Raw genomic sequence first — 5,928 nt, forward strand, 5'->3', positions numbered from 1 at the left:
AACGCTGGAGCTGAAACCACGTTCAAAGCGATGAAAACTGAGTTTATTAAACACTATGTTTTTATGTCATTAAAACAATTAAACATCGAACTATTTGACTATGTAAACTGGTACAACAATATTAGACCGCATGGTGCATTGGATTATCTCACGCCAAGGGAGTATAAAGAAAACTTCTATAAAAACTGTCTAATATTCTGTTGACATACCAAAATGTATTAAATTAAAAAAGGAAAGAGGAATCTACCTAAAATATTTAACATAAGTAGAGGAATAATTACAGAAGCTAAAACACTTATATTATCTGCGCCATACGTTTTTGTGCATGTATATCTTTTAGATATAACATACAAGAATGTGAGACTGATAAAAAGGAGTATTTGTGGCAATAAGGATAAAAAGCTGGCATATGAGTCTGCAAATAGGCCAACCCCCAATAAAGAAAAGATTACATTTAGAGCTACTAAGAGAGTATATACGATTTTTAAGGTAATACTGTCAAAGAATATATAAGCATAAATCATTATAAAAATTAAAGTAAACGCCCCTGTGGCAATAGAATCAAAATGGAAGATTCTATAAAAAGAATCAAACAAAGCTCTATTTTCTATAAATTGCGTTAAAAAAATTATTATGAGACTAATAAAAAATAGATTTACTAGGAAAACACTTGATTTGTGCTCTTTATAATACGATTTTAGTGAACAGATATTCTCCATTTCAAACACCTCCTAGTATAGTTATATGAATTTAATTGATTAGCGTTAAGATAAACTCAGTAAAAGACAATTTAATTTTAGTTTTGATTCGTTTTCGCAGTGTTTAAAAGAAAATAAAGATTTCTAACTGAGGTAGCAGCTCCAACCCAGTCCTGTTAGGATTGAAAAAAGAGCAGATAGAGTAATGCTTATCAAATTAAATGCTCAGCCAACGAACAATAGCAAGATTCTTATTTTCATAATTTTACCCTCCTGCCCATCTAGCTAGCAATGTAGTGCATAGTTAGTATATCAGCATTTCACTTAATTAGATTCGAGAAAAACTCATTTTCAACTAGGTTTTTACACGATTTTTATCCGTCAAAATAATTTGAATCCGAAAGATATTTTCATTTACACTTGCCTGAATCGTTCCATCCATAGATTCAATGAATTCTTTTACAATAGTCAGACCTAATCCTGTTGAATTTACTGTCCGAGCGGGATCACTTTTGTAAAATCGTGTAAAAACATTTTCGAAATCAATGATTACCCCTTCTTCAACATCGTTTTCAAAAATGATAATAATCTGCCCCTTTTCTTCAACTAAACGAACACCTACATGCTTCTTTCCATGGTTGAGACTATTATTGATTAAATTACTAAATACCCGATCTAGAGCTACCTGATTGCTCAAAATAATTAGTGGCTTATTAGAAAGAGTTAACTGTGGCTCAATGTTCTTTCGATTAAACTCTTCATAATACGACAAAAGGTTTTTTTGCAAAATTTTTGTTAGATCACAATTTTCTTGTTGTAATTGATAATGATGATCCTGAACTTTCGTATACGTAAATAGATCTTCTAAAATATTTCTTAAATGACCGATTCTTGTATGAATAATTGCGAGATACTTTTCTCGTTCTTCTTCATCTTCTGTCTCAACGAGCAACTGAAAGTAGCCCGTTAAAGAAGTTAAGGGCGTTCGAATATCGTGTGAGATATTCGTGAGTGTTTCTTTAAAAACTTCATCTTTTATTCGATACTCTTTTGTTATCTCTCTTTGCAACAGAATGAGTTGATTCAGCTGGTTGATGAGCCTATTGATTTCTTTGTTATTTCCTACTCCTGTAAGGAGCTTGTTGGTCTCATGATTTTTAATAAAATCTACTTGCTTGGTTAATTCTTTTATCTCAATTTTATTTTTTAAATTCATTATGATTAAAGTTGCAATCGTTAAACAAGCAAGTAGTTGAAAGAGCATACGTTCCTCCCAGTGTTTATTTATTTTTTTAAGCAATTTCCAGGCGTTTCAAACGGATCAGACTAAAGATATTATAAACTACAAAGTAGCCGATAGATACGAGAAGTACTCGTTGATAATCACTTGGATCAAATACAGGTAAGCGTGAATTAGTGACAATAGAAAACTGCGTAAGACTCACTTGAGTAAATCGTATGAAACTGTCTAATAATCCTAAAAAAACACTCTGGAGATTGATTGCAAGTAAAACCCCGATTGTCATGACAGCGGCTTTACTTTTCGTCAGATAACTTAATAAAATAATAGACGCTGCAAAACTCATGGCTAAGAGAATTTGAAAGCCTAAATAGATTATGAGTTCTCTTGGATTTGAAATATTGATTTTTCCAGCTAACAGAAAAGTCGAAAACATTGCCCCACCGAAACCGAGAGCCATTTGAACAAGAATAAAGATGAAAGAGACAACATTCTTCGCTACCAACAAACTGATTCGACTCGTTTTAAGTGGAATGATATTCTTTATATAGCCTGTATCTAGTTCTGAACAAACAAAGATAGCTAAAAAAACGGCCATCATAAGCATAGTTATAGAAGAATATTGGATACTCATAAATTCTTTCACATCTTGTTCGATCATCGCTTCTTCTTGCATCGTATAATATTCATCTTCTGTTATTGAATTCTCTTCTTCCATGGCGATATTATAAGCTTGTGCCGCTTCATAGTCTCTGGATACATCGACTTTCACGATAATCCCAATAGCAAGCGTAAAAATTAGGAAAACGAGCTGGATTAGATAAAAACTTCTTGATTTGAACATTTTATATAAATCAGCTTTGATGATATTAAACATGGCTTCCACCTCCTGTTAAATCAATAAAGTAGTCTTCTAAGGATTCACGATTAATTGCGAGTGAATGAATTATAATTCCCGCATTGACCAATGCTTTATTCATCGCACCACTTTCTTCGATTTTTTCATAGACGTAAAGGGTCTCCTGATCTATTACCTTCAGTTTTTCAATTCCAAACTGTTCTTCTAGCACAACGATTGTTTTTTCTACATCTCCCGTCTTAATTTCTATTTTATCTTTTGTTTTTTCGAGTAATTCGTCTTTATCAATTTCTTCAAGCAACTTTCCTTCGTCAATAATGCCAATTCTCGTGACTATTTTAGCTAATTCTTCCAAAATATGACTCGATATAATAATCGTTATATTTTGCTCTTTGGATAATTTCAACAACACTTCTCTTATTTCGATGATTCCTTGCGGATCGAGTCCATTGGCTGGTTCATCCAGCAGTAATAGATCAGGCTCGCCAACTAAAGCTAAGGCAATGGCTAATCGCTGCTTCATTCCTAAAGAAAAATGACGTGTTTTCTTTTCACCGGTGTAATCCAGACCGACCTGTTCAAGTAATGATGTGATATATCCTTCGCGATTGATTCCATAGGCGATACACTTTAACCGTACATTTTCATACGCAGTTAAGTTCGGATATAAACCAGGCGCTTCAATCAACACGCCCACTCTTTCTAATAAATTGCTTGTTTTAGCTGTTTTTTCTCCGAATAGTAGGACCTCACCGTCCGTTTGAAAAGCTAAACCACTGATGATTTTCAAAAGAGTAGTTTTTCCTGCTCCATTTCTTCCAATGAGTCCATAAATTGCCCCTCTTTTGATTTGAATACTGATTTGATCGATGGCTTGTTTATCTCCATAAGTCTTAGTCAGATTTTTGGTTTCTAAAATATAATCCGTCATTGCTTACACTCCTCTCTATATGTATTTTGACTATACCAAACAGAATTAAAATAAAACGTCAATGAAGGGTAAAGAAAGAGTAAAGAAAAATAAAAAAGCCAGAATTTTTTCTGACTTTGTTACTTTCACTTTTTTAATTTGAAGCCGATTCCCCAGACTGTTTCGATTAATTCATGATCTGTGAATGGCTTAACCTTTCTTCTGATATTGCTGATATGGACGTTAATTGTTTTATCTTCACCCATATAATAATCTTCCCAAGCATATTCATAAATTTCTTGCTTGAGAAACACTTTCCCGGGATTTTCCATGAGTAGCTTGATAATTTTATATTCTTGTTTAGTCAAGTGTAAAAGTTGTCCATTTATTTCTAAATCAAACAATTCTCTATGTAAAATGAACTCCTTATAACCTAGACGATCACTTACGGGGTTTTTTCTGGTTCGACGAATTAACGCATTGACTTGGGCTTTCAATTCATTAATATCAAAAGGTTTGATTAAATAATCATCTGCACCAAGATTTAAACAGGCGATTCGTGAATCGATCGAATCTTTCCCAGAAGCCACGAGGATGGGTATGTCAGCAATTTCTAAAAGCTTTTCAATAAACTCTTCACCTGTTAGACCCGGTAGCATTAAATCTAAGATAATCAGGTCATAAGTCGCTGTCTTAATGTTTAACAGTCCTTCTGTCCCAGAAAAAGCTTGTGTGCAGTGATAGTCATTTTTCTCTAACGTTGTTTTAATTAAATCATTTATTGCCAAGTCATCTTCTATGATTAAAATCGTGTTCATCAGAGGTCCACCTTTCCTTTAACTTTTCTATGCTTTTGAAATCATATGGGTTCATTCATTATCTGCATCTGCGCGCATAATTTTCTTTCAATTATAACATAAAGAACTGTTTAAAAGGGGAATGGAAGTAATCCAGTGAACCTTATAGAGAACAAAAAAATTCCTCAACTCTTCCAAAAGTTGAGGAATGAAAGAAAGCTCTCAAAAATCTTTCTTTCACTAATTATTCTCAGTCATTAGGTTACTTGATTATAAACTAAAAATCATAAAACACAACAATCCTTACTAATACAAGGATTATTGCGTTTCCTATAAAATGGATTGCTTCTGACGACCGTTCTAAAACGCGTTTAAGCTGCGTAGTTGGATATTTCCCTATCGATTCATCTTACAAAGGGCACAAGAATAACTACTATACCTAGAACCAGGCGAATTTTACTCAATTAGCATTGTGACAAACTCAGTAATATTTTATACTAATCAACTTTAATAAACTTTATTTTTTACTGGAATCATGATGTCCAAAATGTTCTTGGCCTTATAGTGCTCAATCATCGGAAGTGACCATTCGATAGATTCTTCATATTCACTAATCAAAAAATCATAAGCAGAACCTATTTTCTCAAACAGTTCCGGTGGATCAAACTTGAGTCGTAATCGCATGTAGGTCCCACCTTCAAATTTAAATTGCTTTAATCCAAAATTTTTCCCCTCATCATTTTCAAGAACAAGCGAACACACTCTATATATTTTGCTTTCGCCATAATCTAGTCCATACATTTTTCGCCCCGTTAAAGAAGGAAAGTGATCTTCAAATTTTGGCCATGCGTTTTTTTGGTTTTCTATATAATTTGGAACTTCTAAATAAAGAAATTTCATACTTTCTATCGTAACCTTTTCTATTACACCTAACTCTGTTTTTATTGTTTTATTCATCTGATTCCACTCCTTTGTATTGAAGACATGGGATTCTAAATTGTTCATCTAATTTAGAAATATTCATAATCGTATTGCTATTAAGTGTTGGAAAAATAATTCATCTTTTAACTTTAAGCTGAGTTTAACTCAATTCTTATTGTGTGAATCGTCTACACTTGATTGGACAACTCCTATGAGGGAGGTTATTGTTAAATCAATGAAAGTAGGCGTTTTTTTATGTCAAGAACGAGAAGAACATTTACCCCTGAATTTAAACTACAGATGGTCCGATTATTTGAAAATGGTAAATCAAAATCTGAAATTGTACGGGAGTATGATCTCACGGCATCAGCTTTAGATAAATGGGTTAAAAATCATCAGAACACAGGTTCATTTAATCATATTGACAATTTATCTGAAGAAGAGCGCGAACTCAGAAGACTTCGCAAAGACATTCAACAGTTAAAAATGGAAAACGAGATTCT

General features: G+C 33.0%; 7 protein-coding genes. 2 read left to right on the plus strand and 5 right to left on the minus strand.

What is annotated here, in order from left to right:
* Positions 1–204: IS3 family transposase (locus tag H625_RS12885; protein WP_035785653.1), on the plus strand; the 204-nt coding region annotated here is incomplete at its 5' end.
* Positions 205–1,053: 849 nt separating this feature from the next.
* On the opposite strand, the gene H625_RS0108725 is transcribed toward H625_RS12885, so the two are convergent.
* The 5 genes from H625_RS0108725 to H625_RS0108745 form a co-directional block, all read right to left on the minus strand.
* A complete protein-coding gene (locus tag H625_RS0108725; protein WP_035785656.1) occupies positions 1,054–1,962 on the minus strand; it encodes a sensor histidine kinase in 909 nt (302 codons plus the stop codon).
* Positions 1,963–1,990: 28 nt separating this feature from the next.
* Positions 1,991–2,815, minus strand: coding sequence for an ABC-2 family transporter permease (locus H625_RS0108730; protein WP_026859566.1), 825 nt, complete (start codon positions 2,813–2,815; stop codon positions 1,991–1,993).
* Positions 2,808–3,728 carry an ABC transporter ATP-binding protein gene (locus tag H625_RS0108735; protein WP_026859567.1) on the minus strand — a complete coding sequence of 307 codons (921 nt, stop codon included), beginning with the start codon at positions 3,726–3,728 and terminating at the stop codon, positions 2,808–2,810. Before H625_RS0108735 ends, H625_RS0108730 begins: the two co-directional genes overlap by 8 nt.
* Before the next feature lie 125 nt (positions 3,729–3,853).
* Entirely contained in the window at positions 3,854–4,525 is a 672-nt protein-coding gene (locus tag H625_RS0108740; RefSeq protein WP_026859568.1) for a response regulator transcription factor, read from the minus strand.
* A gap of 486 nt (positions 4,526–5,011) precedes the next feature.
* Positions 5,012–5,461: a hypothetical protein gene (locus H625_RS0108745; protein WP_026859569.1), complete on the minus strand. Its 450-nt coding sequence runs from the start codon at positions 5,459–5,461 to the stop codon at positions 5,012–5,014.
* 219 nt (positions 5,462–5,680) lie between these two features.
* On the opposite strand from H625_RS0108745, the gene H625_RS13915 reads away from it, so the two are divergent.
* Positions 5,681–5,928 (plus strand): transposase (locus tag H625_RS13915; RefSeq protein ID WP_035785133.1); only part of this gene is annotated, 248 nt, incomplete at its 3' end.

Origin of the sequence: Jeotgalicoccus psychrophilus DSM 19085, assembly GCF_000425845.1 — a bacterium.
GTDB classification, from domain to species: Bacteria; Bacillota; Bacilli; order Staphylococcales; family Salinicoccaceae; genus Jeotgalicoccus; species Jeotgalicoccus psychrophilus.

Coding starts and splice junctions, on each gene's coding strand:
- H625_RS0108725 (WP_035785656.1), bottom strand. CDS start 1,962: ATGCTCTTTCAACTACTTGCTTGTTTAACGATTGCAACTTTAATCATA.
- H625_RS0108730 (WP_026859566.1), bottom strand. CDS start 2,815: ATGTTTAATATCATCAAAGCTGATTTATATAAAATGTTCAAATCAAGA.
- H625_RS0108735 (WP_026859567.1), bottom strand. CDS start 3,728: ATGACGGATTATATTTTAGAAACCAAAAATCTGACTAAGACTTATGGA.
- H625_RS0108740 (WP_026859568.1), bottom strand. CDS start 4,525: ATGAACACGATTTTAATCATAGAAGATGACTTGGCAATAAATGATTTA.
- H625_RS0108745 (WP_026859569.1), bottom strand. CDS start 5,461: ATGAATAAAACAATAAAAACAGAGTTAGGTGTAATAGAAAAGGTTACG.